Source organism: Pseudomonas sp. TH10 (assembly GCF_016651255.1).
Lineage (GTDB): Bacteria > Pseudomonadota > Gammaproteobacteria > Pseudomonadales > Pseudomonadaceae > Aquipseudomonas.
Genome location: NZ_JAEKEG010000022.1, coordinates 1 through 26,049, shown reverse-complemented (window position 1 = coordinate 26,049; position 26,049 = coordinate 1). Strand labels below are relative to the sequence as shown.

The window sequence follows — 26,049 nt, the reverse complement described above, 5'->3', positions numbered from 1 at the left end:
GAAAAACTGAATGTGTGCGGGCGCTTTTTCGCGACCGGGCAGGCCTTTAGTTGTAGCGTCACAATGGCGAGGCAACAAACGACCTTTACGCGAGATATCATTCCGTTTATTCATGCTGAGCATAGAAAGACAAGAAAAAGGGATCACCCATGCTGAACAAACGCCACTTGCCATCGATTACTGCGTTGCAGTGCTTCGAGGCCGTGACCCGGCACCTGAGTTTCACCCGGGCCGCCGAGGAGCTGAACCTGACCCAGAGTGCAGTCAGCAAACAAGTCGCACAGCTTGAAGAGTTGCTACAGCATTTGTTGTTCCGCCGCGTGCGCCGCCGTTTGCAGATGACGCCTGCTGGAGATTTGTACTTGGTGGAAGTACGAAAAATCCTCACGCAGGTGGAAATGTCGACCCATTACCTGCGTTCCTACGGCGGTGAGACTGAAGTCCTGCGTGTCTCTACACCGTCGACTTTCGGTGCCCGCTGGCTGGTGCCGCGCCTGAAAGGCTGGCGTTTGCGTCATCCGTCGATTCATCTGGATTTGTGCAACGAGCAGGAAGCCGATGATCTGCTGCAAGGTCGCAGCGATCTGGCGTTCTATTTCGGCCAGGGTTCACGGCCGGGGACTGAATGTTTGAAGTTGTTCGGCGAAGAGCTGGTGCCGGTGTGCGCGCCCGGCAGCCTGCCGGCCACGCCTTTCACCGACCCAACCCAGCTCGCCGACCTGGTCCTGCTGCAAAACGCCTCCCGGCCACAAGCCTGGCACGACTGGTTCGACAGTCAGGGCTATCACACCGAACACAGCTACCACGGGCCGCGCTTCGAAACCTTCTACATGTGCATCCGCGCCGCCCAGGTAGGCTGTGGCGTGGCGTTGTTGCCCAGGTTTCTGGTGGAAGAGGAATTGGCCGACGGCAAACTGGTCATACCCTGGCAGCATGCGATGCCCAGCACTGATTCTTACTACCTGGCATACCCGGAACATTCGGCGGACGTGCCGAAGGTGCGCGATTTCGTGAAGTGGATGCTGGAGCAGATTGATAGCCCGGATATGCCGCAAAACTGAGGCATCACAGCGCCTATTGGAGAGCGAGCTTGCTCGCGAAGGCGTCGACACATCCAACAGATTGATCGTCTGAGACAACGCTTTCGCGAGTAAGCTCGCTCCCACGGGATCTCCAGCGTCTAAAAAATCGCTGGCAATAACTGCCGTTGATATGCGCCACTAGCCCCATTCATTGAATCAGCTGCAATGTCGCCGCCACAGGCCGCGGCCAGCCTGGAGAACCCCTTTATGAGCGAGAGTGTGTTTGCCGATCGCATCGTGCAGAACCTGCTCGACACCGACTTCTACAAACTGACGATGATGCAGGCGGTGCTGCACAACTACCCCAACGTCGAAGTCGAATGGGAGTTCCGTTGCCGTAACAGCGAGGATTTGCGTCCGTATCTGGCCGAGATCCGCTATCAGATAGAGCGTCTGGCCGAGCTGAGCCTGAGCGCCGATCAACTGAGTTTTCTTGAACGCATCAGCTTTCTGAAACCGGACTTCCTGCGCTTCCTTGGGCTGTTCCGCTTCAACCTGCGCTACGTGCACACCGGGATCGAGAACGGCGAGCTGTTCATCCGTCTGCGCGGGCCGTGGCTGCATGTGATTTTGTTCGAAGTACCGCTGCTGTCCATCGTCAGCGAAGTGCGCAACCGCTATCGGTACCGGGAAGTCGTCCTGGAACAGGCGCGTGAGCAGCTCTATCGCAAGTTCGACTGGCTGACCGCCAATGCCTCGGCTGACGAGTTATCGCAACTGCAAGTCGCCGACTTCGGCACTCGCCGGCGGTTTTCCTACCGGGTGCAGGAAGAAGTGGTCAACGTGCTCAAGCACGATTTCCCCGGCCGTTTCGTCGGCACCAGCAACGTCCACCTGTCGCGCGAGCTGGACATGAAGCCCTTGGGCACCATGGCCCACGAATGGATCATGGCGCACCAGCAACTCGGACCGCGCCTGATCGACAGCCAGATTGCCGCGTTGGATTGCTGGGTCCGCGAGTATCGGGGCCTGCTCGGCATCGCACTGACTGACTGCATCACCACCGATGCTTTTCTCGGTGATTTCGATCTGTTCTTTGCCAAGCTTTTCGACGGTCTGCGCCACGATTCCGGGGATCCTGTGGTCTGGGGCGAAAAATGCATCGCGCACTATCACAAGCTCGGTATCGACCCGATGAGCAAGACCCTGGTGTTCTCCGACAGTCTGACCTTGCCCAAGTCGCTGGAGATATTCCGTGCACTGCACGGCCGGATCAACGTCAGCTTCGGCATCGGCACCAACCTCACCTGTGACATTCCGGGTGTTGAACCGATGAGCATCGTGCTTAAAATGACCGCATGCAACGGCCAACCGGTGGCGAAGATCTCCGACGAGCCAGGCAAGTCCCACTGCAAAGACCCGAATTTCGTCGCCTACTTGCGACATGTTTTCCAGGTTCCTGCCGATTCCCGTCTATCTAGCAAGGAGTGAATTCATGCAAGCCGTACAGCGTGAGATTGCGCAGCAGCTCAAGGTGCAACCGCCGTTCGCCGACTACCAGGCCTTGCAGGCCGAAGTCGCACGGCGCATTACCTTCATTCAGGATTGCCTGGTCAACTCCGGGCTCAAAACGCTGGTGCTGGGCATCAGCGGCGGCGTCGACTCGCTGACGGCGGGCCTGCTGGCCCAGCGCGCCATGCGTGAACTGCGCGAGCAAAGCGGCGACAACAGCTACAAGTTCATCGCTGTGCGCCTGCCGTACGAAACCCAGTTCGACGAACACGACGCCCAAGCCTCAGTGGACTTCATCGCCCCGGACGAACGCCACACCGTCAACATCGGCCCAGCGGTGAAGTCGCTGGCCAGCGAAGTCGCGGCGTTTGAAGGCAAACACGCGGTGTCGGTGGATTTCGTCCTCGGCAACACCAAGGCGCGGATGCGCATGGTCGCCCAGTACACCATCGCCGGCGCGGCGCATGGGCTGGTGATCGGCACCGATCACGCGGCGGAAGCGGTGATGGGCTTCTTCACCAAATTTGGTGATGGTGCCTGCGACCTGGCGCCGCTCAGCGGTCTGGTGAAAAACCAGGTTCGGGCGATTGCCCGCAGCTTTGGCGCGCCCGAGTCGCTGGTCGAGAAAGTACCGACGGCCGACCTTGAGGATTTGTCCCCGGGCAAACCGGACGAAGCGTCGCATGGTGTGACGTATGCCGAGATCGATGCGTTCCTGCACGGCGAGCCGGTACGTCAGGAAGCGTTCGACATCATCGTCGCGACGTACAACAAGACCCATCACAAGCGTGTGATGCCGTTTGCGCCTTGAATGCGGCGGCGCCATGACCAGAGCCATCGCGGGCAAGCCTTGCTCCCACAGGTACTGCGCCATGCCATCAGTTGAGGCCGACACAAACCCTGTGGGAGTAAGGCCTGCCCGCGATGAACGCTGACGCGGTCAAAAGCCAGGCACAAAAAAGCGTCCGCAATGGACGCTTTTTTGAAGCTGATTCGCTTACTTCAGTGTAATCGTGCCTTTCATCATCGAGATGTGGCCAGGGAACGAGCAGAAAAAGCCGTAGCCGCCATCTGCAATCTTCGCCACGTCGAAGGTCAACGAGTCGGTTTCCTTGGCGCCGATGATTTTAGTGTGGGCGATGATGCGAGCATCGCCTTCTTTCAGGTAATTCTTGTCAATGCCGGCGGCCAGGCCATCGGTGGCGATTGGCTGCATGTCAGCTTCTTTGCTGATCACCAGGTTATGGCCCATGACGTTCTTCGGCAGGCTGCCGGAGTGGGTCAGTTCGACGGTGAAGGTCTTGCAGCTCTTGTCGATCACGATTTCCTTGGTGTTGAAGGACATCTGATCGGTGGAGTCAACGGTGGTTTTGCACTCGGCAGCCATCAATTGGCTGCTGGCCAGCGCCAGCAGGGATACCGCAACAACTTTGGAAAACATGGTGAATCTCCAAGGCAGGGTTAACAAAAACACTAATGGTTGAAAGACTGCCTGAAATCTTCGCAAGTTCCTATGACTTGAGTCAAAAATTGTATACAACTTTCGGGCTATGACACCGATCGAAACAATCTACCAGCCAGATGCCTGGCCCGGCCCTATCATCGGTCCATCGCCATTTACCTGGACTCCGTCATGACCCTCAATAGCCTGTTGTGCAGCCTGCTTGCCGCGTATGCCTGTGGCGCCAGCGGCAGTTACGAAACCGCTGCCCGCGACCTTTAACCCTTGGATCGCTAACGCCGTGCCTTTACCCTGTGGTCATCGTGACCGTGGAGCAAAGCATGTCATTAGCATCCGTTTGTGTTTTCTGCGGTGCCAGCACTGGCACCCACCCTGCTTATCGTGAAGCGGCTATCGCCCTTGGGCGTGCCATCGCCGAACGCAAGCTGACCCTGGTATACGGCGGTGGTGCCGTGGGTTTGATGGGGATAGTCGCGGATGCCGCCCTGGCAGCCGGCGGGGAAGTCATAGGTATCATTCCGCAAAGTCTCATGGACAAGGAAATCGGCCACAAAAGCCTGACTCGCCTGGAAGTGGTCGATGGCATGCATGCGCGCAAGGCGCGGATGGCCGAACTCAGCGATGCGTTTATCGCGCTGCCCGGCGGCCTCGGCACGCTCGAAGAGCTGTTTGAAGTCTGGACCTGGGGCCAGCTCGGCTATCACGGCAAGCCGTTGGGCTTGCTGGAAGTGAACGGTTACTACAGCAAACTCACTGCATTTCTCGACCATATCGTCGGCGAAGGCTTCGTTCGCGCGCCACACCGTGACATGCTGCAAGTGAGCGAATCGCCGCAAACGCTGCTCGATGCCTTGGATAACTGGAAGCCGACCGTCACGCCAAAGTGGGTCGACCAAAAACCCGGTTAACCCTCTGACGTCGATACAGGGCAGAATACGCGCCGCTCAACCTCACCTTCGACCCTAGAGGATCGCCCATGGCCAAACCCAATTACTCCTTCGCCAAACGTCAACGCGACTTGGCAAAGGAACAGAAGAAAGAGGAAAAACTTCAGCGCAAGAAACAAACCGCTGAAGAAGCAGCACTGAACCCTGAGGGTGAAGTGGCAACGGAAGACGATGTTGATGCAACTGAAGCACCGAAAGATCAGGCGCCCGACGCCTGAGCCCCACCGGGTTTGATGATCGAATCAGACCCTGCGGATTTGTGTCCAGGGTTGGCAGCGCTGCTGCTGACCCTGAAGGAGCTGCCGAAGGCTGCGATCTTTTGATCTAGCTCTGCAAACGCTCTGGAAACGCTCAAGATCAAAAGATCGCAGCCTTCGGCAGCTCCTACCGGAGGATGCGCGTTAATCCAGGGGCATCACGGTGACGCGTACTTCCGGATCGTGGTTGCCGCCGCCGAGGATCACCCCGCGTAGCGGCGACACATCGGAGAAGTCCCGGCCCCAGGCCAGGGTGATGTGCTCCAGTGCCGGCTGCACGTTGTTGGTCGGATCAAAATCGACCCAACCCAGTACCGGGCAAAACACCGACACCCACGCATGCGATGCATCGGCGCCGATCAATCGCGGCTGCCCCGGTGGCGGCTGGGTCAGCAGATAGCCGCTGACATAACGCGCGGCCAGGCCGCGGGAGCGCACACACGCCAGCATCAGATGCGCGAAGTCCTGACAGACCCCACGCCGCCGCTCCAGCACTTCTACCAGCGGCGTCGCCACCTGGGTGGCCTCGGCATCAAAGGTGAATTCGCTGAAGATCTTCTGCATCAACGCCTGCACGCCCATCAGCAACGGCTGCCCCGGCGCAAAACAACTGTGCGAGAACTCGACAAAACTGCGCTTCAAATGCACATACGTTGACTGAAAACGATAGCGGCAAGCCTCAAGCAAATCGGCAGACAACGGCTGGCTGCTGTAGGTCAGCGCGTCGCGGGTCTGCTCCCACGCGGGGGATTGATTGAAGTCGAGCGCCGGTCGCGCCAGCACTTCGACGCTGAGCCGCGCATTGACCTGCAACTCATCATGCGGTCGCTCGAACGCGAGTCGGGTCAGCGGATTGCCGAATACGTCCAGTTCGTCCCTGCGAGAGGTGGGATCCGGACTGATCTGCAAGCGCTGATCGGTGCAATGCTGCCAGGCGCAAGGCCGGGGCCACAGGTGCGCCAGTTGCTGCGCGAGCGACACCGGGCTGTCGTAGTGATAACAGGTGTCGTGGAAAATCTGGTACTGAGCACTCATCAGACGGACACCGTACGCTGGCTGACATCATCGACATGAGCAAAATGGCGCAGGGCCAGGCGATCCGACACTTGCCCACTGGCCTCGGCAATCTCTTGCAGCAAGTCCGCCAGACCATCGAGCGCCGCACGCACGCTGGACTCGCCGAACAACGGGTTTTCCAGACAGCCCAGATCGAATCGCGCCAGACGCTCGACCAGTGATGACAAACCCGCCTCCCGTGGCGCAGCGAAATCATCGTTCAAACGTTTCACCGTGCGGGTGACCAGTTTCAACTGGAACAACACCGCGTGCGGGTTCTGCTCGTCGAGCAGCAACAGGTCGAGCACTGGAATCAGCTGCGCCACCGCCAAATAGCGTGACCGATAAGTGATGCTGCTGTTGCCCAACTCCAACAGCCATTCCAGCCCCGCCTGATCGAACGCCCCGGCGCCACGCAGAAACGCCGCGAGGCTGCCGCTGAGAAACTGCAGGCGCTCGATACGGCGGCCGATCATCAGGAAGCGCCATCCCTCATCGCGGGTCATGTCGTCCAGGGCAAAACCCGACAGCGCCGCCAGCGACATCACCAGACGGTTGAGGAAATCCAGCAACTCGCCGAAGTCAGGCTCGGCGGTTTCCAGTTCCATCGCTTCGCGCTGCAATTCCACCAACGCCTGCCAGTTCTCTCGCGAGAGCTTGCCACGCACCTGCGAAGCGGCCCATTGCAAGCGTTGCAGGTTGGAGCGCAGGCTGAACGACCAGTCTTCACCGAGCAGTGCCGCCAACAACCGCTCCGGCAGCTCGCCTTCATCCGGCAACAGCGTCAATCGCTCACCGAGCTCGACCGCTGCCTGCAACGCTTGCGGGTCATCACCGTCGACGTAACGCGTCAGCATGATGCGCAGCAGCCGCGCACTGTCATCGCAGCGCTCGCAATATCGACCAAACCAGAACAGGTTTTCCACCACCCGCGACGGCAGGTAGGGGTCGCGACGAACCAGATCGTGCACGCCGACATTGCGCTGGGTTTTCCATTGTTCGCCACTTGGCGGCCGATCACCAAGCACCCAGGTGTCCTTGCTTGCCCCGCCGCGTTGCATCGACACCACCTCGGCATCGGCCTCAGCGGCGACCCGGGTCAACCCACCGGGCAGCACGCGATAGCCGTCACGACTGGCCACCGCGTACATACGCATACCAATTGCACGGGGTTGCAGTTGACCGTCCTCAGGCTGCCAGATCGGCGCTTGGGAGAGCTGAGCCAATTCTTGCGCGACATAGGCATAAGGCCGCGCCTGCATGCGCTCAGCCATTTGCTGACGCTGTTTTTCACTCAAATCACGACCAAACACCGGCGCGAAGCTTTGCGAGGGGAAGGCCGGTTTGATCAGCAATTCGGGGAGTTTTTCCAACGCCTGAGCCAGCACCGGCGCCTCACCGCACCACCAGGTCGCGATGGACGGCAGGATCAACTCTTCGCCAAACAGGTATTGATTTATTTTCGGCAGAAACCCGAGCAGGCCCGGCGATTCCAGGACACCGCTGCCCAATGCGTTGGCCACCAGCACGCGGCCCTGACGAACCGCTTCAAGCAGGCCCGGAACGCCGAGCGCCGAATCGGTGCGCAGCTCCAGCGGATCGCAGAAGTCGTCGTCGAGGCGGCGCATGATCGCGTGAACCCGCCGCAAGCCGCTGAGGGTCTTCAGGTAGACCGTGGCATCGCGCACCGTGAGGTCACCACCTTCCACCAGCGGATAGCCGAGTTGCCGCGCCAGGTAGAGATGCTCGAAATAGCTTTCATTAAAACGGCCGGGCGTCAGCAACACGATCAGCGGCGCCTCGGCATCGCTCGGCGCCTGGCGCGCCAGGGTCTCCTGCAGCGTGCGGAAGAAACCGGCCAGGTGCTGCACCTTCAGGTCACGGTACAACTCCGGGAACGCCCGCGACACGATGGTGCGGTTCTCCAGCGCATAACCCGCGCCAGAAGGTGCCTGGGTGCGGTCCGCCGTTACCCACCAGCGACCATCAGGCGTACGCGCCAGATCGACGGCATACAGGTGCAAAAAGCCCCGTCGGGCGGCTTGATGCCCTGGCAGGGCCAGAGGAAATTGTTGTGGCCGAACACCAGCTCGGCCGGCAACAGCCCCTCGGCAATCAAGCGTTGCGGGCCATACAGGTCTGCCAGCACGGCATTGAGCAGGCGCGCGCGCTGGGCAATGCCGGCCGACAATTGCTGCCACTCATCGACGGCGATCACATGCGGCAGCAAGTCCAGCTCCCACGGCCGATCCGCGCCTTTGGGGTCGGCGTAGACGTTGTAGGTCACACCGTTTTCGTGGATCTGCCGGGTCAACAGGGCCTGACGCTGCACCAGTTGCGCAGGGGTGCTGCGCTGCAATTGGTCGAACAACCGACGCCAATGCGCGCGCACGGCTCCGCTGTCGTCGAGCAGTTCATGGTAATTGCCCGCCGTCGGCGGGTAGCGGTCAAGCAGGTCAGGCATGGAAAGCTCGGCAGACAGCAAGGAACGGTCAGACTAACGCACGCTCATGACACCCGGATAGACGAAAAAGCCGGGCGTCGCGTACGGTTCAAAAACGTCGTAAATCGAGCGTCATTGGCAGCTCGTCGTTGATCTCCAGAAGGGGCACCGGCAGTTTCCCGGGGCTGTGGCCGATACGGAAGAACCGCGCCATGCGCCGGCTCTCGGCTTCGTTCGCGTTCACCGGCAAGCTGTCGTAGCTACGCCCTCCCGGATGAGCCACGTGATACTGGCAACCGCCCAGGGAGCGTTGCATCCAGGTGTCGAGCAAGTCGAACACCAATGGCGCGTGAACCGGGATGGTCGGCTGCAGGCAGTTGGCCGGTTGCCAGGCGCGAAAACGCACGCCGGCGACAAACTCGCCGACTCGTCCGGTCGGTTGCAGCGGCACGGCAACGCCATTGCAGGTCAGCAGGTAGCGCTGCGGCGGCAAGCCGCTGAGCTTGACCTGCAGGCGTTCCAGGGATGAGTCAACATAGCGCACGGTGCCGCCAGGCGCGCCCTCCTCGCCCAGCACATGCCAGGGTTCAAGCGCCTGACGCACCTCCAGTTCGATACCGCTGACCGCGTAATCGCCCACTTTGGGAAAGCGAAATTCCAGGTGTGCGGCGAACCACTCGGCACGCACGGGATAACCGGCCGAATTCAGGTCGACGATAACATCGGCAAAATCCTGTTCGATAAAGTGCGGCAACAGGAAACGGTCGTGCAGTTCGGTACCCCAGCGCGCCAGTTTCGGCGGTGCATAGGGTTCACGCCAGAATCGTGCGACCAGCGCCCGCAGCAACAGCTGTTGGGTCAGGCTCATGCGCGCATGGGGTGGCATTTCAAAGGCGCGCAGCTCCAGCAAGCCCAGGCGACCGGTTGCGCCATCCGGGGAATACAGCTTGTCGACGCAGAACTCGGCACGGTGCGTGTTGCCTGTCACGTCGATCAGCAGGTTGCGCAGCAACCGGTCCACCAGCCACGGCGCACAGTCCTCGCCAGGTTCGGGCATCTGCGCAAAGGCGATCTCCAGTTCATACAACGCATCGTTGCGCGCCTCATCGACTCGCGGCGCTTGCGACGTGGGGCCGATGAACAGCCCCGAGAACAGGTAGGACAGAGAAGGATGGTTATGCCAGTAGCTGATCAGGCTGCGCAGCAGGTCGGGGCGCCGCAGGAATGGCGAGTCGGCCGGCGTCGCACCACCCAGGACAAAATGGTTGCCGCCGCCGGTTCCGGTGTGGCGGCCATCGATCATGAATTTTTCCGTGGTCAGGCGAGTCTGGCGTGCCTGTTCGTAAAGAAACTCGGTTCGTTCGACCAGTTCGTCCCAGGTGGCAGAGGGCTGGACGTTGACTTCGATCACACCCGGATCAGGGGTGATGCGAAAGTTGCTCAGGCGCGGATCGCTCGGCGGCTCGTAGCCTTCCAGCAACACAGGGCAATGCAACTCCTCTGCGGTGGCCTCGATGGCGGCGACCAGTTCCAGATAGTCCTCGGCCCGCTCCAGAGGCGGCATGAACAGGTACAAGCGACCCTCGCGCGCTTCGGCACAGAAAGCGGTGCGGGTCAGCCAGTCGGCGGATTCGTCAATCTTTGGCGCGCGCTCCTCGACTACTGCCGGTTGGTCCTGGCTTTGCAACTGTGCCGAGTCGGGCAGCGGCGGGAACTCCTGGTTCGGATCCCGGGGATGGATAAAGGGATACTCTGCAGCCTTGACCCAGGGTTGCGAGCCCAGCGGCAGGCGATACCCCAAGGGCGAGTCACCGGGTACCAGCCGGCAATGCTCGTCGCGCAGGTACCAGCGACCGCTTTGCCATTGGTCCCCCTTGGCAGTACGTGCCAGGGGCAGTACCTGGCCGATGACTTTATCCAGGCCCTGGCTGAAGACCTTGCGCAGGCGCGCCCGCTCCAGGGGCTCTTCCAGGCGCGAATCTTCGGCGCTGACGTTCTGGGGCAATGTGCCTTCGCGCCAGAGGTAATAGAAATTGTCTTCGTAGGCAGGAAACACAAAGCGCGTCGGAATTTTCAGACGTTCAGCCACGCTTGCCAGGAAACGCCCGGCCAGTGCGCCGTCAGCGCCGTAGTCCTCCTGCTCGTCGGCAATCAACGCGCTGTTGCTCCAGATCGGCACACCGTCGCGACGCCAGTAGCAGTTCAACGACCAGCGCGGCAGTTGCTCACCGGGGTACCATTTGCCCTGGCCGAAATGCACCAGGCCATTGGGGGCGTAGTGCTTGCGCATGCGCTCGAACAGTTCGGCCGACAGGCGCCGCTTGTCTGGCCCGAGCGCGGCCGTGTTCCACTCCGCGCCGTCAGGGTCGTCGATGGAGACAAAGGTTGGCTCGCCGCCCATGGTCAGGCGTACGTCGCTTTCCAGCAGGTCCGCATCGATCTGGCGACCCAGCGCCTGAATCGCCAGCCATTGGTCTTCAGTGTAGGGCCGGGTGACGCGAGGCGCTTCCCAGACGCGCTCGACGGACATCTCATGGGTAAATTCGCATTCGCACGGTTCCACCAGGCCGCTGATCGGGGCCGCAGAGCCCGGATCGGGACTGCAGGCCAACGGAATGTGGCCTTCGCCGGCAAACAGCCCGGAGGTGGCGTCCAGGCCGATCCAGCCGGCACCCGGCAGATAGACTTCGCACCAGGCATGCAGGTCGGTGAAATCCACCTCGGTACCGGAAGGGCCATCGAGACTTTTCACATCGGCGGTCAGCTGGATCAGGTACCCGGACACGAAACGCGCCGCCAGGCCAAGGTTGCGCAACAGTTGCACCAACAGCCAGGCGGAGTCACGGCAGGAACCGCTCGCGTGTTCGAGCGTGTGCTCGGGCGTCTGCACACCCGGCTCCATGCGAATCAGGTAGCCAATGTCTTCGCTCAGGCGCTGGTTGAGGCCGACCAGGAAGTCGACGCTGGGCAAGGGTGTGCGGTCGATGCCGTCGAGGTAGGCCTTGAACTTCGGTGTGAGCGGCAGGGTTTCCAGATACGGCGCCAGTTCCTTGCGCTCGTCGACTGCGTAGGTGAACGGGATTTTCTCGGCATAGGGCTCGAGGAAAAAGTCGAAGGGATTGAAGACGGCCATCTCCGCCAGCAGATCGACTTCGATACGCAGCTCTTCGGTTTTTTCCGGAAACACCAACCGCGCCAGGTAATTGCCCTGGGGGTCCTGCTGCCAGTTGATGAAGTGCTGCTCGGGCGAGACTTTCAGCGCGTACGAGAGAATCCGCGTGCGGCTGTGGGCGGCCGGGCGCAGGCGAACGATCTGCGGGCCGAGTTCGACAGCGCGGTCGTAGCGGTAATGCGTGACGTGATGCAATGCGACATGAATCGACACGGCGTGCCTCCTGCGAGCCTAAGCGTATTCGAAAGCGCGCAAGACTTATGCCATGCAGAGGCTTGGGCGCTTTAGTGGAATGCTCAGGGCAGTACAGCACCAAAATCGGGCGATGCGGGAATTTGGTTGGGATCGATTGCACGCAAATGTGGCGATCTTTTGATCTTCAAATGCAAAACGCCAACCCGAAGGTTGGCGTTCTGTTCAGCTTAAGCGTTGCTTAGCGCGGCACTACTGGCTTGCGGGTCGGCTTCGGCCCTTTGCCTTTGGCGGCGTCCTTGCGCTCCTTGGCCGCTTGCTGGTTGCGGGCGAACGCCGCAGCCTTGGCCTGTTCACGCTTGTCCCAAGGGTTACCACCGTCACTGGCACGCGGCGGCAGACCGGTGTGCTGGGTGAGAATCTTGGTGGTCTTCTCTTTGCCTTCCTTCGCCACTTTATGGCTACCGGCCGGTGTCGAGTTCTTGCGACGTGCGCTCTGGTAGCTGTCGGTGGCCGGCTGATGCGTCGGGATCAGCTGATCCTTGCCCGAACCGATCAGGTCAGCGCGACCCATGCGAATCAGCGCCTCGCGGAGCATCGGCCAGCCTTTAGGATCGTGATAACGCAAGAACGCCTTGTGCAAACGACGCTGCTCTTCGCTCTTGACGATGGTCACGCCGTCGCTCTTGTAAGTGACCTTACGCAGTGGGTTCTTGCCCGAGTGGTACATCGCGGTGGCAGTGGCCATCGGCGACGGGTAGAACGCCTGCACCTGGTCAGCGCGGAAGCCATTGCCCTTGAGCCACAAGGCCAGGTTCATCATGTCTTCGTCGGTGGTGCCCGGATGCGCGGCAATGAAGTACGGAATCAGGTACTGCTCTTTGCCCGCTTCCTTGGTGTACTTCTCGAACATGCGCTTGAACTTGTCATAGCTGCCAATGCCCGGTTTCATCATCTGGTTGAGCGGACCTTCCTCGGTGTGTTCCGGGGCGATCTTCAGGTAACCGCCAACGTGGTGGGTCACCAGCTCTTTGACGTATTCCGGCGACTCGACCGCGAGGTCGTAACGCAGGCCGGAGGCGATCAGGATCTTCTTCACACCCGGCAAGGCGCGGGCGCTGCGGTACAACTGAATCAGCGACGAGTGGTCGGTATTCAGGTTCGGACAGATGCCCGGGAACACGCAGGACGGCTTGCGGCACGCGGATTCGATTTCCGGCGTTTTGCAGGCGATGCGGTACATGTTCGCGGTCGGGCCGCCAAGGTCGGAGATGACGCCGGTGAAGCCTGGCACCTTGTCGCGGATCTCTTCGATTTCGCGAATGATCGACTCTTCGGAGCGGTTCTGGATGATCCGGCCTTCGTGCTCGGTGATCGAGCAGAAGGTGCAACCGCCGAAGCAGCCACGCATGATGTTTACCGAGAAACGGATCATGTCGTAGGCCGGGATTTTCTCCTTGCCGTACGCCGGGTGCGGAACACGGGCGTAAGGCATGCCGAACACGTAGTCCATTTCTTCAGTGGTCATCGGAATCGGCGGCGGGTTGAACCAGACGTCGACTTCGCCATGCTTCTGCACCAGTGCGCGGGCGTTGCCCGGGTTGGTTTCCAGGTGCAGCACGCGGTTGGCGTGAGCATACAGAACGGCGTCGCCACGGACCTTTTCAACCGATGGCAAACGAATCACGGTCTTGTCGCGGGTCATGCGCGGGCTGGCCAGAATCTGTACGACCTTGGCTTCCTGCGGATCTTCGACCGGCCCCTTCTCTTGCTCGATGGCGCAAGCCTGGGTGTCCTGGGTATTGACGTACGGGTTGATGATCTTGTCGACCTTGCCCGGACGGTCGATACGCGTCGAGTCAACTTCGTACCAGCCTTGCGGCGTGTCACGACGAATGAATGCGGTGCCGCGCACGTCGGTGATGTCTTCGATCTTGTGACCGTAGGACAGACGCTGGGCCACTTCGACAATTGCGCGTTCGGCGTTGCCGTACAGCAGAATGTCGGCGCTGGCGTCGATCAGGATCGAGTTACGCACGCGATCCTGCCAGTAGTCGTAGTGCGCGATGCGACGCAGGGAAGCTTCGATGCCGCCAAGCACGATCGGTACATGCTTGTAGGCTTCTTTGCAGCGCTGGCTGTAAACCAGGCTCGCGCGATCCGGCCGCTTGCCGGCCATACCGCCGGGGGTGTAGGCGTCGTCGGAACGGATTTTCTTGTCGGCGGTGTAGCGGTTGATCATCGAGTCCATGTTGCCGGCCGCGACGCCGAAGAACAGGTTCGGCTCGCCGAGCTTCATGAAGTCGTCTTTCGACTGCCAGTTTGGCTGCGCGATGATCCCGACGCGGAAGCCTTGCGACTCCAGCAGCCGGCCGATGATCGCCATGCCGAACGACGGGTGATCGACGTAAGCATCACCGGTAACGATGATGATGTCGCAGGAATCCCAGCCAAGCTGATCCATCTCCTCCCTGCTCATCGGCAGGAATGGCGCTGGCCCGAAACATTCGGCCCAGTACTTTGGATAGTCAAATAACGGCTTGGCTGCTTGCATGTCGATAACCGGTGTTGGCTTTCATTGAATTTCGCGGGCGCGGAATATAGCACAAATTTTGACCAATTCCGACGGCTGTGGTCGGAAATTGCGTCGCCGCCATCGCGGGCAAGCCCTCTCCCACAGGTTCGGTGAGATTCTCGTGGGAGCAGGCTTGCCCGCGATGAAGCTCTCTCAGGCGCTACAGCTTATTCGTCGTCGAAGTTGTAGCTGCCCGGCGCAAGGTTTTCGAAACGTGTGTACTTGCCGATAAACGCCAGGCGGATAAAGCCGATCGGGCCGTTACGCTGCTTGCCGATGATGATTTCGGCAATGCCCTTGTGCTCGGTCTCCGGGTGATACACCTCATCCCGGTACACGAACATGATCACGTCGGCATCCTGCTCGATCGCTCCGGATTCCCGGAGGTCGGAGTTGATCGGGCGTTTGTTCGGTCGCTGCTCGAGGGAACGGTTGAGCTGGGACAGCGCCACCACCGGGCAGTTGAATTCCTTGGCCAGGGCTTTGAGGGAACGCGAGATTTCAGAAATCTCGTTGGTTCGGTTGTCGCCGCCGGAACCTGGAATCTGCATCAATTGCAGGTAGTCGATCATGATCAAGCCGATGTCACCGTGCTCACGGGCCAGACGCCGGGTACGCGCACGCATTTCCGACGGACTGATACCGGCGGTGTCGTCGATGAACAGCTTGCGGTCATTGAGCAGGTTGACCGCCGAGGTCAGACGCGGCCAATCGTCATCTTCCAGTTGGCCGGAACGCACCTTGGTCTGGTCGATGCGGCCGAGGGACGAGAGCATACGCATGACCAGCGATTCGCCTGGCATCTCGAGGGAATACACCAGAACGGCCTTGTCGCTACGCAGTACGGCGTTTTCCACGAGGTTCATCGCGAAGGTGGTTTTACCCATCGACGGACGACCGGCGACGATGATCAAGTCAGCCGGCTGCAGGCCGCTGGTCTTCTCATCTAGGTCGGTGTAGCCAGTGGACAGGCCGGTAATGGCGTTGTCCGTGTTGAACAGCGTGTCGATGCGATCAATGGCCTTGGTCAGCAAATCGTTCACGCCCACCGGGCCACCGGTTTTTGGCCGGGCCTCGGCAATCGCGAAGATCTGGCGCTCGGCTTCGTCGAGGATCTCCTCGGCGGTGCGCCCTTCCGGGTTGAAGGCGCTGTCGGCGATCTCGGTGCTGATGCCGATCAGCTGGCGCAACGTCGCACGCTGACGGACGATCTGCGCATAAGCCTTGATGTTGGCGACGGACGGCGTGTTTTTCGCCAGTTCGCCAAGGTAACCGAGGCCGCCCACCTGCGACGTCTGACCTTCCTTGTCCAGTTGCTCGGCAAGGGTCACGACGTCGATCGGGGAGTTCTGATCGGCCAGTTTGGCAATCGCCCGGAAGATCAGGCGGTGGTCATGTCGATAGAAATCACCGTCGGAGACTTGATCAAGCACGCGTTCCCAGGCGTTGTTGTCCAGCATCAGACCACCGAGTACAGCCTGTTCGGCCTCGATGGAATGTGGCGGCACCTTCAGGGCAGCGGTTTGCAGATCGTATTGCTCGGGAGCGGAGATATCGTTCATGGCCACTTGAATAGGTTTGTGAAAAACAGGAACTGCAGAAAGACAAAGGGCACGACCTGTAAACAGGATCGTGCCCGATGTTACCGGCAAGCACCCAAGGGTGCCAGCCGATCAGGTGTTGCTTAAGCTGCTACCACGACAACGCGTACGGTGGCTTCAACTTCGGCGTGCAGGTGCACAGCCACGTCGAATTCACCTACGTTGCGGATGGTGCCGTTCGGCAGACGAACTTCGCTTTTCGCAACTTCAACGCCGGAGGCGGTCAGTGCGTCAGCGATGTCGTGAGTACCGATCGAACCGAACAGCTTGCCTTCGTCGCCAGCGGTGGCAGTGATAGTCACTTCCAGCTCGGCCAGTTGGGCAGCACGGCTTTCAGCCGATGCTTTACGGTCTGCAGCAGCTTTTTCCAGCTCAGCACGACGCTCTTCGAACGCAGCGATGTTCGCTGGGGTCGCGGCGGTAGCTTTGCCGTAAGGCAGCAGGTAGTTACGACCGTAACCGGCCTTAACGTTCACTTTGTCACCCAGGTTGCCCAGGTTGGTGACTTTTTCCAGAAGGATCAGTTGCATGTGAAAATCCTCTTAACTTTTAACCTTCACCGTTCGCGCTATCGGTGTCTTTCGACACATGACGACCGCGAAAATCAATCAGGCTGTCGACAATGGCCAGGACCACGAGCAACGGATAGATCAGCTGCATGAATAGCAACAGCGTGACGTACAACCCCACCAGCCAGAAACCGGCCAGTCGCTTCTGCCCGACCAGCCCGTGAATCAGGGCAAGTCCGGCGAACACCAGCGGTACACTGCACAACGGCGTCAACATGGCCATCTGTGCACCGAGATTCGGGCCCAGAAGCATCAACGCCAGCAGTAACATCGCCGGCCCCAGCGGGATCCGGATGGCGCGAAACTCGCGACCAAAACCACCCGGGTTGTACAACAACGCCTGCCAATGACGCCCGACAATCAGGCTCAGCACGCTGACGATCTGCAACAAAGCCGCAATCAGTCCGGTCAGGACTGGTGCTATCAGGGACGCGAAACGCGCTTGCTCTTCGACCGACAATTGCTTGTAGGTCTCACCGAGGAGCGCCGGCATGACCTTTATCAAGGCCTGCGCGAGCATCTCGATCTGGGCCGCAAATGCGGCCCCGAGCACCACCGAAAACACCACTCCAATCGCTACGCTGACCAGCAGCGTACGAACCCAGGATTCACTTGCGCGCAAAACCAACGCAAGTGCCGAAGAACCCAGCAGCACCAGAAGTGCCCGTGGATCATCCGCGTACAACCACCAGACCAAGGCCGGCAGCAGTCCCAGAGCAAGAACGCTCGTCGCGTCCTTCAATCCGCGCCGCAGGAGCACGAAGCATCCCGCGGCAGCACCCAACCAATACAACAACGGCAATGCCGCGCATCCAGCCACTACCAGAGTGGCCTGCATGCGGCCGCGCATGATGAACTCAGCTAAGGCACGCATGCATTCAATCCTTTGCTACTTGTCGACTGCCCGGTCTCAGCGGCCGTGGCTGTCGGTGTAGGCCAGCAGGGCCAGGAAGCGGGCGCGCTTGATAGCGGTGGCCAGCTGACGCTGATAACGAGCTTTGGTACCGGTGATGCGGCTTGGAACGATTTTGCCGGTCTCGGATACATAAGCTTTCAGAGTGTTGAGATCTTTGTAATCGATCTCTTTCACGTCTTCAGCGGTGAAGCGGCAGAATTTACGACGACGGAAGAAACGTGCCATTTGATAGGCTCCTTAATAAGGTCCGTGGATTACTCGTCAGCGTTATCGCTGTTGTCGCTGTCATCACTATCGGTGCCTTCGGCGCCTTCGTGCTCAGGACGGTCGCGACGCTCACGGCGCTCACTGCGGTTTTCTTCAGCCTTGAGCATCTCGGATTGGCCGGTAACGGCTTCTTCGCGACGGATGACCAGGTTACGGATCACTGCATCGTTGTAGCGGAAGTTGTCTTCCAGCTCGGCCAGGGCCTTGCCAGTGCACTCAACGTTCAGCATCACGTAGTGAGCCTTGTGAACATTGTTGATTGCGTAGGCCAATTGACGACGGCCCCAATCTTCCAGACGGTGGATTTTGCCGCCGTCTTCTTCGATCAGCTTGGTGTAACGCTCAACCATGCCGCCGACTTGCTCGCTTTGATCCGGGTGGACCAAAAAGATGATTTCGTAATGACGCATGAATGCTCCTTACGGGTTGTAGCCTGCCGCTCAAAAACGGTCAGACAAGGAGTGAATGACACTTATGGACTTGCTGGCGCGGGGCACATGCGTGCCTGCCGTCACAGCAAGGGGCGCAATTGTAGAGAAGGGACTGAAGAGGTGCAAGGCAATTGGTGATTATTTGAACAATCACCCGGACGCCGTTCCGAACATCTGTAGGAGCTGCCGAGTGAAGCGAGGCTGCGATCTTTTGATTTTGTTTTTAAAGCAAGATCAGAAGATCGCAGCCTTCGGCAGCTCCTACGGGGCCTGCGGAGTGTCAGGACTTTTTGGTGGCCGCCTTGACGCTACGCTGGCGCTGGGCTTCGAACAGGCAGACGCCCGTGGCAACCGACACATTGAGGCTGCTGACGCTGCCGGCCATCGGCAGTTTCACCAGATAGTCGCAGTGTTCGCGGGTCAGGCGACGCATGCCCTTGCCTTCGGCCCCCATGATCAGAATGGTCGGGCCCGTCAGATCCTGGTCGTAAATGCTGACTTCAGCTTCGCCCGCTGTGCCGACAACCCACAGACCGCGTTGCTGAAGTTTTTCCAGGGTGCGCGCGAGGTTGGTCACTGCAACCAACGGAATCACTTCCGCCGCGCCACAGGCGACCTTGCGCACTGTCGGGGTCAAGGTGGCTGACTTGTCCTTCGGCACGATCACCGCCAGCGCACCAGCAGCATCGGCCGAACGCAGGCAGGCGCCGAGGTTATGCGGATCGGTCACGCCGTCGAGCACCAGCAGCAATGGCGCGCCGTCGGTGCGGTCGAGCAACTCGTCGAGCATTGCTTCGCCCCAGACCTGGCTCGGGCTTACTTCCGCGACCACACCCTGATGGACGCCTTCAACCCAGGCGTCCATTTCGCGGCGCTCGGCCTGACCGACCTGGACGCGATTTTCGTTGGCCAGCTCAACCAGCGTCTGCACGCGCGGATCGTTGCGGCTTTCCGCCAGCCAGATCTGCTTGACGCGTTTCGGGTGGTGACGCAGCAACGCTTCTACCGCGTGAACGCCGTAGATTTTTTCCAACTGACTCATGACTTCGCCTTCGGTTTACGTGCCCCGCCACTTTTGGCTGGAGCAGAACCCGCTTTTGGCGGGCCTTTACGGTGTTTGCTCGGTTTCGCTGGCTTGCTGCCGGAGGCCTTTTCAGGCGCCGACCGTCCGGTCTTTCCCCCGGACGCCGCTTTACCACCGTTTTTGGCATCGGAAAGCAGGGCTTTCTTCATTTCACGGCTTTTGCGCAGCTCGGCGTTTTTCGCCACGGCATCGCTAGGGCGATAGGCTTCGGCAGCCTTTTCTTTGGCGGGACGGCGACCCGCTGTTTTCGCTGGAGCCGGCTCGGCAACGGTTTTAGCCGTGGACTTGCTGGCTGGCTCGGTTTCAGCACCACGCTTTTTGCGACCGATCGGCGCGCTGATGGTTTTTTCGGCCATCTCGAAATCGATCTTGCGTTCGTCGAGGTCAACGCGCATCACGCGCACTTCAACGGTGTCGCCGAGACGGAAGCTGCGACCGGTGCGCTCGCCCGCCAGACGGTGATGCACAGGATCGAAGTGGTAGTAATCGCCCGGCAACGCGGTGACGTGCACCAGACCTTCGACATAGATGTCGGTCAGTTCGACGAACAGACCAAAACCGGTCACGGCGGTGATCACGCCCGGGAACGACTCGCCCACGCGATCCTTCATGAACTCGCACTTGAGCCAGTTCACTACGTCGCGGGTCGCTTCGTCGGCACGCCGTTCGCTCATCGAGCATTGCTCGCCGAGTTGCTCCAGCGCCGCTTCGTCGTACGGATAAATGCGCGCTTTCGGAATGGTCATCGCACCGGCACGGCGAACGTGCGGGGTGTCCTGTTTCGAATGGATCACGCTGCGGATTGCGCGGTGCGTGAGCAAATCCGGGTAACGACGGATCGGCGAGGTGAAGTGGGTATAGGCTTCGTAATTCAGGCCAAAGTGGCCCTGATTGTCCGCGCTGTACACCGCCTGACTCAGCGAACGCAGCATCACGGTCTGGATCAGATGGAAATCCGGACGGTCCTTGATGCTTGCCAGCAGTGCCTGATAGTCCTTCGGCGACGGGCCGTCCTTGCCTTTGTGCAGGGACAGACCGAGCTCGCCGAGGAAGGCGCGCAGTTTTTCCAGACGCTCCGGCGGAGGACCGTCGTGGACGCGGTACAGCGCAGGGATTTCGTGCTTCTTGAGGAATTCAGCGGTGGCCACGTTGGCCGCCAGCATGCATTCCTCGATCAGCTTGTGCGCGTCGTTTCGGGTGGTCGGACGGATTTCGGCAATCTTGCGCTCGGTACCGAAGATGATTCGGGTTTCCTGCGTTTCGAAATCGATCGCGCCACGTACGTGACGGGCCGCCAGCAGAACCTTGTACAGCGCATACAGCTGTTTGAGGTGCGGCAGAACGTCGTTGTACTCACCGCGAAGCTGACGCGCCTCGGTGATTTTCGGCGTTTCCAGCATCGCGCTGACTTTGTTGTACGTCAGACGAGCGTGGGAGTGAATCACCGCTTCATAGAAGCAGTAGTCGGTCATTTCGCCGGACTTGGAGATGGTCATCTCGCAAACCATGGCCAGACGATCGACGTGCGGGTTCAGCGAGCACAGGCCGTTGGACAGCTGCTCAGGCAGCATCGGCACCACGCGCTCAGGGAAGTACACCGAGTTGCCGCGCACCTGGGCTTCGTTGTCCAGCGCCGAACCGATTTTCACGTAGCTGGAAACGTCGGCAATCGCCACGTACAACTTCCAGCCACCGGAGAACAGGCGCAGCTTGCCCGGTTTGGCTTCGCAGTAAACCGCATCGTCGAAGTCGCGGGCATCTTCGCCGTCGATGGTGACGAACGGCAAATGGCGCAGGTCGACGCGCTTCTCTTTGTCTTTTTCTTCGACTTCCGGCTTGAGCTTGGCGGCTTCTTTCAGAACCGCTTCAGGCCAGACGTGCGGAATGTCGTAGGTACGCAGGGCGACATCGATTTCCATGCCCGGCGCCATGTAGTTGCCGACCACTTCGACCACATCGCCTTGCGGCTGGAAGCGCGGTGTCGGCCAATGGGTGATTTTCACCTCGACGAACTGACCGATCTGCGCGTTGGCGTTGCGGCCCGGAGTGACCAGCACTTCTTGCTGGATCTTCGGATTGTCCGCAACGACAAAGCCAATGCCGCCTTCTTCAAAGTAGCGACCCACGATGGTTTCGTGAGCACGCGAGACCACTTCAACGATCACGCCCTCGCGACGACCACGACGGTCGAGGCCGGAAACACGCGCCAATGCACGGTCGCCATCGAACACCAGACGCATTTGCGCCGGGCTCATGAACAGGTCGTCGCTGCCGTCGTCCGGCACCAGGAAGCCGAAACCGTCACGGTGACCGCTGATGCGGCCGAGGATCAGGTCGAGCTTGTCTACCGGCGCGTACGTGCCACGGCGGGTGTAGATCAGTTGTGCGTCGCGCTCCATGGCGCGCAGGCGGCGGCGCAGGGCTTCGATCTGGTCTTCTGTGGTCAGACCAAACTCTTCAACCAGTTGCTCGCGGGCAGCGGGCGAACCCCGATCGGCGAGATGCGCCAGGATCAGTTCGCGGCTAGGAATAGGGTTTTCATATTTTTCCGCTTCACGAGCGGCCTCGGGATCGAGGGACTGCCAATCGGCCATTAGAGAGTTTTCACCTTGTCTATATGCGGTTAGTTTGGCATAGGCGTAATGAAACGGGAAATTTCAGGCTGCGAGAGCCTGTCCAAAGCCCTTTATCGACACCTCAACGCCGATTTAAATGCCACTGGTAACATTTTGCAGGTTTTTTGATGCCAGGGGTTTACAGTTAAAAACACGCTCCGTATAGTGCGCGCCATCGACGACGCACAAGCGTTGCCGATGCTGCCCAGATGGTGAAATTGGTAGACACGCCAGCTTCAGGTGCTGGTGACCTTACGGTCGTGGAAGTTCGAGTCTTCTTCTGGGCACCAATTTCGAGTTTGAGACTAGATCAGTTTCAAGACTCATACAAAAACCCGCGAAAGCGGGTTTTTTGCATTCTAAGGAACGCTTTTGTTAAAACTGATTTATTAAAATTAAATCAGGGGTTTACAGATCAAAAAGCGCTCCGTATAGTGCGCCACATCAACAGCGGCAACGCTAGCGATGATTGCCCAGATGGTGAAATTGGTAGACACGCCAGCTTCAGGTGCTGGTGACCTTACGGTCGTGGAAGTTCGAGTCTTCTTCTGGGCACCAATTCAAATTCAAGGTTACGACCTTGGATTTCACAAAAACCCGCGAAAGCGGGTTTTTGCGTTTCTGGCTTCCGAAAAAACACAACCCCCCTGTAGGAGCTGCCGAAGGCTGCGATCTCTTGATCTTGCTTGTTGACTGATCTGACGGCGCTGAAGATCAAAAGATCGCAGCTTTCGGCAGCTCCTACGGCGGGCTGGTGCATCCCGCCCTTTTCCAGCACAGGCATTCCCACCCCGCAAGGCGCACTTGAGAAACAATATCGTTTATCATTGTTGCAAGTTTTTGCAATGCGACAGTGAGGAACCCTGCGAATGACGTTTCGAAATACCCTGCGCCGAGGCCTGACCTTCACCCTCCTCGGCCTGGCGCTCGCCACTCCCCTCACCCAGGCTGCCGATGCAGTTTCCCTGACTCTCTATAACGGCCAGCACAAGGAAGTCGGCGACGCGATCGCCAAAGCCTTCGAAGCCAAGACTGGCATTCACGTCAATGTGCGCAAGGGCAGCAGCAACCAGCTGGCCAGCCAGGTTGTCGAAGAGGGCGAGCGCTCCCCTGCCGACGTGATCTATACCGAAGAATCGCCTCCGCTGAACAAACTCGGGCAACAGGGCGTGCTCGCGCCTGCCGATGCGGCCACCCTCGCCGTGCTGCCCAAGGACTATGTTGCCGCGGACGGCACCTGGATCGGCGTGACGGCGCGGGTTCGCGTAGTCGCTTACAACCCGAAACTGGTCGATGAAAAAGACCTGCCGAAATCGGTATTGGAATTCTCCGATCCGAAATGGCAAGGCAAAGTCGGTTTCGTACCGACCAGCGGCGCGTTCCAGGAACAGGCCGTTGCGATCATCAAGGTGCACGGTCGTGATGCTGCCGAAGAATGGCTGACTGGCCTGCGTGCGTTCGGCAAGACCTATAGCAACAATATGGTCGCCCTCAAAGCCGTGGAAAACGGCGAAGTCGCCACGGTACTGGTGAACAACTACTACTGGTTCGCCCTGCAGCGCGAGAAAGGCAAGCTGGATTCGAAACTGCATTACTTCACCGGCGGCGACGTCGGCGGCTTGATCACTGTTTCCAGCGCTGCCGTGCTGAAATCCAGCAAACATCCAAAGGAAGCCCAGCAGTTGCTGGCCTACATGGCGAGCGAAGAAGGCCAGCGCGTGATCACCCAAACCACCGCCGAGTACCCGCTCCACAAAGGCATGCAATCGGACCGCGGCCTCAAGCCGTTCAGCGAGCTGGAAGCACCGAAAGTCACCCCCGCCGACCTCGGCAATGCCGAAGAAGCACTGGACCTGGAACGTGACGTTGGCTTGAACTGATGAGCGCATCGTTATCCGCCCCCACCTCGCGCGGGGGTTATGTGCCGCGTCGCAAGCGGCCTTCTATCTGGCTGTTACTGCCGGTTTTGCTACTGGTTGTGCTCAGCCTTCTACCGCTGGTGTATGTCGGCCTCAAAACCTGGCAGGCCGGCTGGGCCGAAGCGCTGCACTTGCTCTGGCGGCCGTATGTGTTCGGCCTGCTGCGCAATACCCTGGCGTTGATGGTCGGCGTAACCATCACCTGTGGCGTGATCGGCCTGTCGCTGGCCTGGCTGCTGGAACGCAGCAATCTGCCTGGGCGACGTTTGTGGGGCGTGATTCTGTGCCTGCCGTTCGCGGTGCCAGCCTTTGTCAGCAGCTTTACCTGGGTTTCGCTGAGCGCACAGTTCGAAGGCCTCGGCGGTGCGATTCTGGTGATGAGCCTATCGAAATACCCGCTGATTTTTCTACCGGTCGCGGCAACCCTGCGCAACCTGGATCCCTCGCTTGAAGAATCTGCCCGCACCCTTGGGCAGAACCGCTGGGGCGTGTTCTTCCGTGTCACCCTGCCCCTGCTTTGGCCGTCGTTGCTGGCCGGCTCGCTGCTGATTGCCCTGCACATGCTGGTGGAATTCGGCGCCCTGTCGATCATCGGCCTGCAAACCTTCACCACAGCGATCTACCAGCAGTTCGAGCTCGAATTCAGCAACGCCAACGCGGCAATGCTTTCGGCGGTACTGCTGGCGCTGTGCCTGATACTGCTCTGGCTCGAGCTTGCGAGTGCGCGGCAAGGGTCGACATGTGCGCACCGGCCAGGGCGCGGCGCGACAGGCTGCGCAGGTTCGCCTGGGGCCTTGGGCTGTCGGTCGGACAGGCTGTACTGCCTGATGCTGGCAATCATTGGCAGCGGCATTCCTTTGGGGATGCTGGCGTACTGGCTGGCGGTAGGTTCGTCGGCGGCCTTTCCCGTAGCAGCGATCAGCGAGGCGCTGCTGTCGTCGCTTGCTCTTTCGCTGGGCGGCGCGGCGCTGTGTCTGGTGTTGGCGGTGCCGGTCGGGCTGCTGGTGGTGCGTTACAAAGGCCAATTGGCGATCTGGGCGGAGCGCTTGCCGTACCTGCTGCATGCGTTGCCGGGGTTGGTGATTGCGCTGACGCTGGTGTATTTCGCGCTGCATTACGTGCCCGTGCTGTACCAGACCTCCGGGCTCTTGCTGATCGCTTATGCGCTGCTGTTTTTGCCGTTGGCTCAGGCGCCGATTCGTACGGCATTGAACAAGGCTGCGCCGCAATTGGAAGAGGCTGCGCGTACGCTGGGGGCTTCGTCCTTCAGCGCGTTTTGCCGGGTGACGTTGCCGATCATCTTCCCGGCATTGGGCGCGGCGTTTGCGCTGGTGTTTCTCGATGCGATGAAGGAATTGACGGCGACGTTGCTGCTCAGCCCGACCGGACTGAACACCTTGGCGACCGAGGTCTGGGCACATACGGCGAATGTCGAGTTTGCGGCGGCGGCGCCTTATGCGGCGTTGTTGATTGTGGTTTCCGGATTGCCTGTGTATTTGCTTACGACTCGGATGTATTTGAGCCGCTGATATAGCTTTCGCGAGCAGGCTCGCTCCCACAGTGTTCTTCGGTGAACACACAATCTGTGCTCAACAGAAGTCACTGTGGGAGCGGGCTTGCCCGCGATAGCGTCAGACCTGCCAGTACAAAATCTAAGCCCTGAACTGCCCCAGGCTTGCCTTCAGCTGCGCCGCCAAACCATCCAGCACCTTGCCGCTGGCGGTGGTCTCGACCACCGCCTGAGCGGCCTTCTCCGCTTGGGCATGAATCGTTTCAACCCGTCCCCGCACCGCCTGCGCGCCTTGCGCCTGGTGCGCCGCCGCCTGCGTTGCCAGGCCGATGGCCGCATGCACCTGTTCAACCGAGGCCTGCACCGACTGCTGCAAACGCGCACTGTCACGCAGTACCAGCAATCCTTCATTGGCCTGGCGCCCAGCCTGGCCAATCGCGGCCACAGCCTCGCGTGCGCCTTGCTGCAGGGCGACGATATGCGCCTGAATGTCGCCGGT

19 protein-coding genes, 2 tRNA genes and 3 pseudogenes are annotated in these 26,049 nt (G+C 60.0%); 9 read left to right on the top strand and 15 right to left on the bottom strand.

Annotation, left to right across the window (positions count from 1 at the left end; translation table 11 throughout):
- Nucleotides 1-149: 149 nt before the first annotated feature.
- The 3 genes from JFT80_RS02890 (at nucleotide 150) to nadE (ending at nucleotide 3,345) form a co-directional block, all read left to right on the top strand.
- The gene (locus JFT80_RS02890) at nucleotides 150-1,061 is read left to right on the top strand and encodes a LysR family transcriptional regulator (protein WP_201146860.1); all 912 of its coding nucleotides are present in this window, start codon (nucleotides 150-152) and stop codon (nucleotides 1,059-1,061) included.
- Between the two features lie 228 nt (nucleotides 1,062-1,289).
- Complete coding sequence (gene pncB, locus JFT80_RS02885; RefSeq protein WP_201146859.1) at nucleotides 1,290-2,513, top strand: nicotinate phosphoribosyltransferase; 1,224 nt, start codon at nucleotides 1,290-1,292, stop codon at nucleotides 2,511-2,513.
- Between the two features lie 4 nt (nucleotides 2,514-2,517).
- A complete protein-coding gene (gene nadE, locus JFT80_RS02880) occupies nucleotides 2,518-3,345 on the top strand; it encodes an ammonia-dependent NAD(+) synthetase (RefSeq protein ID WP_201146858.1) in 828 nt (275 codons plus the stop codon).
- A 186-nt stretch (nucleotides 3,346-3,531) separates the two neighbouring features.
- On the opposite strand, the gene azu is transcribed toward nadE, so the two are convergent.
- The gene (gene azu / locus JFT80_RS02875) at nucleotides 3,532-3,975 is read right to left on the bottom strand and encodes an azurin (protein ID WP_201146857.1); all 444 of its coding nucleotides are present in this window, start codon (nucleotides 3,973-3,975) and stop codon (nucleotides 3,532-3,534) included.
- Between the two features lie 341 nt (nucleotides 3,976-4,316).
- On the opposite strand from azu, the gene JFT80_RS02870 reads away from it, so the two are divergent.
- Together JFT80_RS02870 and JFT80_RS02865 are read left to right on the top strand one after the other, a co-directional pair.
- On the top strand, nucleotides 4,317-4,904 hold the full coding sequence (locus tag JFT80_RS02870) for a TIGR00730 family Rossman fold protein (RefSeq protein ID WP_201146856.1): 588 nt from the start codon (nucleotides 4,317-4,319) through the stop codon (nucleotides 4,902-4,904).
- Between the two features lie 68 nt (nucleotides 4,905-4,972).
- Nucleotides 4,973-5,161: a hypothetical protein gene (locus JFT80_RS02865; protein ID WP_158836123.1), complete on the top strand. Its 189-nt coding sequence runs from the start codon at nucleotides 4,973-4,975 to the stop codon at nucleotides 5,159-5,161.
- 183 nt (nucleotides 5,162-5,344) lie between these two features.
- Here the strand turns inward: JFT80_RS02865 and JFT80_RS02860 are convergent, their stop codons facing one another.
- The 12 genes and pseudogenes from JFT80_RS02860 to rnr all read right to left on the bottom strand — a co-directional run bounded on the left by JFT80_RS02860 (nucleotide 5,345) and on the right by rnr (nucleotide 22,100).
- Nucleotides 5,345-6,235 (bottom strand): transglutaminase family protein, encoded by an 891-nt coding sequence (locus tag JFT80_RS02860; protein ID WP_201146855.1) that lies wholly within the window; start codon nucleotides 6,233-6,235, stop codon nucleotides 5,345-5,347.
- Nucleotides 6,235-7,317 (bottom strand): alpha-E domain-containing protein, encoded by a 1,083-nt coding sequence (locus tag JFT80_RS23740; RefSeq protein WP_242482757.1) that lies wholly within the window; start codon nucleotides 7,315-7,317, stop codon nucleotides 6,235-6,237. Before JFT80_RS23740 ends, JFT80_RS02860 begins: the two co-directional genes overlap by 1 nt.
- Before the next feature lie 87 nt (nucleotides 7,318-7,404).
- A pseudogene (locus JFT80_RS23735) lies at nucleotides 7,405-8,720 on the bottom strand (circularly permuted type 2 ATP-grasp protein); the annotation flags it as partial.
- 88 nt (nucleotides 8,721-8,808) lie between these two features.
- A complete protein-coding gene (locus JFT80_RS02850) occupies nucleotides 8,809-12,084 on the bottom strand; it encodes a DUF2126 domain-containing protein (protein WP_201146854.1) in 3,276 nt (1,091 codons plus the stop codon).
- Between the two features lie 220 nt (nucleotides 12,085-12,304).
- Nucleotides 12,305-14,617, bottom strand: a complete 2,313-nt coding sequence (locus JFT80_RS02845) for a YgiQ family radical SAM protein (RefSeq protein WP_201146853.1) — start codon at nucleotides 14,615-14,617, stop codon at nucleotides 12,305-12,307.
- 188 nt (nucleotides 14,618-14,805) lie between these two features.
- Nucleotides 14,806-16,200, bottom strand: coding sequence for a replicative DNA helicase (dnaB, locus tag JFT80_RS02840; RefSeq protein WP_201146852.1), 1,395 nt, complete (start codon nucleotides 16,198-16,200; stop codon nucleotides 14,806-14,808).
- Between the two features lie 122 nt (nucleotides 16,201-16,322).
- A complete protein-coding gene (gene rplI / locus JFT80_RS02835; protein ID WP_008078307.1) occupies nucleotides 16,323-16,769 on the bottom strand; it encodes a 50S ribosomal protein L9 in 447 nt (148 codons plus the stop codon).
- 19 nt (nucleotides 16,770-16,788) lie between these two features.
- Nucleotides 16,789-17,682, bottom strand: a complete 894-nt coding sequence (locus JFT80_RS02830; RefSeq protein WP_201146851.1) for a hypothetical protein — start codon at nucleotides 17,680-17,682, stop codon at nucleotides 16,789-16,791.
- Nucleotides 17,683-17,718: 36 nt separating this feature from the next.
- Entirely contained in the window at nucleotides 17,719-17,949 is a 231-nt protein-coding gene (rpsR, locus tag JFT80_RS02825; RefSeq protein WP_002551829.1) for a 30S ribosomal protein S18, read from the bottom strand.
- Nucleotides 17,950-17,978: 29 nt separating this feature from the next.
- Entirely contained in the window at nucleotides 17,979-18,401 is a 423-nt protein-coding gene (rpsF, locus tag JFT80_RS02820) for a 30S ribosomal protein S6 (protein WP_103304671.1), read from the bottom strand.
- A 301-nt stretch (nucleotides 18,402-18,702) separates the two neighbouring features.
- Nucleotides 18,703-19,464, bottom strand: a complete 762-nt coding sequence (gene rlmB, locus JFT80_RS02815; protein ID WP_201146850.1) for a 23S rRNA (guanosine(2251)-2'-O)-methyltransferase RlmB — start codon at nucleotides 19,462-19,464, stop codon at nucleotides 18,703-18,705.
- Nucleotides 19,461-22,100, bottom strand: a complete 2,640-nt coding sequence (gene rnr / locus JFT80_RS02810; protein ID WP_201146849.1) for a ribonuclease R — start codon at nucleotides 22,098-22,100, stop codon at nucleotides 19,461-19,463. Before rnr ends, rlmB begins: the two co-directional genes overlap by 4 nt.
- 224 nt (nucleotides 22,101-22,324) lie before the next feature.
- Between rnr and JFT80_RS02805 the strand changes: the two genes are divergently transcribed.
- Together JFT80_RS02805 and JFT80_RS02800 are read left to right on the top strand one after the other, a co-directional pair.
- A tRNA-Leu gene (locus JFT80_RS02805) sits at nucleotides 22,325-22,411 on the top strand.
- A 181-nt stretch (nucleotides 22,412-22,592) separates the two neighbouring features.
- A tRNA-Leu gene (locus JFT80_RS02800) sits at nucleotides 22,593-22,679 on the top strand.
- On the opposite strand, the gene JFT80_RS02795 is transcribed toward JFT80_RS02800, so the two are convergent.
- Nucleotides 22,642-22,905, bottom strand: a complete 264-nt coding sequence (locus tag JFT80_RS02795; protein WP_201146848.1) for a hypothetical protein — start codon at nucleotides 22,903-22,905, stop codon at nucleotides 22,642-22,644. The two genes, JFT80_RS02800 and JFT80_RS02795, sit on opposite strands and share 38 nt — an antisense overlap.
- An 85-nt stretch (nucleotides 22,906-22,990) precedes the next feature.
- Here JFT80_RS02795 and JFT80_RS02790 point away from each other — a divergent pair, with 85 nt between their 5' ends.
- On the top strand, nucleotides 22,991-24,001 hold the full coding sequence (locus JFT80_RS02790; protein WP_201146847.1) for an extracellular solute-binding protein: 1,011 nt from the start codon (nucleotides 22,991-22,993) through the stop codon (nucleotides 23,999-24,001).
- Nucleotides 24,001-25,569 (top strand): annotated as a pseudogene (locus tag JFT80_RS02785) (ABC transporter permease). The gene JFT80_RS02790 and the pseudogene JFT80_RS02785 overlap by 1 nt, the downstream one beginning before the upstream one ends.
- Nucleotides 25,570-25,692: 123 nt before the next feature.
- Here the strand turns inward: JFT80_RS02785 and JFT80_RS02780 are convergent.
- Nucleotides 25,693-26,049, bottom strand: a pseudogene (locus tag JFT80_RS02780) (methyl-accepting chemotaxis protein); the annotation flags it as partial.

Coding starts and splice junctions, on each gene's coding strand:
- JFT80_RS02890 (WP_201146860.1), top strand. CDS start 150: ATGCTGAACAAACGCCACTTGCCATCGATTACTGCGTTGCAGTGCTTC.
- pncB (WP_201146859.1), top strand. CDS start 1,290: ATGAGCGAGAGTGTGTTTGCCGATCGCATCGTGCAGAACCTGCTCGAC.
- nadE (WP_201146858.1), top strand. CDS start 2,518: ATGCAAGCCGTACAGCGTGAGATTGCGCAGCAGCTCAAGGTGCAACCG.
- azu (WP_201146857.1), bottom strand. CDS start 3,975: ATGTTTTCCAAAGTTGTTGCGGTATCCCTGCTGGCGCTGGCCAGCAGC.
- JFT80_RS02870 (WP_201146856.1), top strand. CDS start 4,317: ATGTCATTAGCATCCGTTTGTGTTTTCTGCGGTGCCAGCACTGGCACC.
- JFT80_RS02865 (WP_158836123.1), top strand. CDS start 4,973: ATGGCCAAACCCAATTACTCCTTCGCCAAACGTCAACGCGACTTGGCA.
- JFT80_RS02860 (WP_201146855.1), bottom strand. CDS start 6,235: ATGAGTGCTCAGTACCAGATTTTCCACGACACCTGTTATCACTACGAC.
- JFT80_RS23740 (WP_242482757.1), bottom strand. CDS start 7,317: ATGCAACGCGGCGGGGCAAGCAAGGACACCTGGGTGCTTGGTGATCGG.
- JFT80_RS02845 (WP_201146853.1), bottom strand. CDS start 14,617: ATGCAAGCAGCCAAGCCGTTATTTGACTATCCAAAGTACTGGGCCGAA.
- dnaB (WP_201146852.1), bottom strand. CDS start 16,200: ATGAACGATATCTCCGCTCCCGAGCAATACGATCTGCAAACCGCTGCC.
- rplI (WP_008078307.1), bottom strand. CDS start 16,769: ATGCAACTGATCCTTCTGGAAAAAGTCACCAACCTGGGCAACCTGGGT.
- JFT80_RS02830 (WP_201146851.1), bottom strand. CDS start 17,682: ATGCGTGCCTTAGCTGAGTTCATCATGCGCGGCCGCATGCAGGCCACT.
- rpsR (WP_002551829.1), bottom strand. CDS start 17,949: ATGGCACGTTTCTTCCGTCGTCGTAAATTCTGCCGCTTCACCGCTGAA.
- rpsF (WP_103304671.1), bottom strand. CDS start 18,401: ATGCGTCATTACGAAATCATCTTTTTGGTCCACCCGGATCAAAGCGAG.
- rlmB (WP_201146850.1), bottom strand. CDS start 19,464: ATGAGTCAGTTGGAAAAAATCTACGGCGTTCACGCGGTAGAAGCGTTG.
- rnr (WP_201146849.1), bottom strand. CDS start 22,100: ATGGCCGATTGGCAGTCCCTCGATCCCGAGGCCGCTCGTGAAGCGGAA.
- JFT80_RS02795 (WP_201146848.1), bottom strand. CDS start 22,905: ATGCCTGTGCTGGAAAAGGGCGGGATGCACCAGCCCGCCGTAGGAGCT.
- JFT80_RS02790 (WP_201146847.1), top strand. CDS start 22,991: ATGACGTTTCGAAATACCCTGCGCCGAGGCCTGACCTTCACCCTCCTC.